Annotated in this window: 1 pseudogene; it reads left to right on the top strand. The window is 51.0% G+C overall.

Annotated features, from left to right (window positions below):
* A pseudogene (locus tag QWY20_RS18700) lies at positions 1-204 on the top strand (IS3 family transposase); the annotation flags it as partial.

Below are 204 nucleotides of genomic sequence, written 5' to 3' on the forward strand. Positions count from 1 at the left end.
TTATTCCGCAGAAGTCCGCGAACGTGCAGTTCGCATGGTTTTGACCTCAGAGCATGAGCACCCATCCCGGTGGGCGGCGCTGGTGTCTATTTCATCAAAAATTGGCTGTACACCTGAGACATTACGGGCTTGGGTTAATCGAATCGAAGTAGACGCAGGCAAAAGGCCTGGTGTTACTTCGGATGCAGCAGCCAAAATTAAGCA

The sequence above is a fragment of the Alkalimonas cellulosilytica genome (assembly GCF_036325985.1).
Classification (GTDB): Bacteria; Pseudomonadota; Gammaproteobacteria; order Enterobacterales; family Alteromonadaceae; genus Alkalimonas; species Alkalimonas cellulosilytica.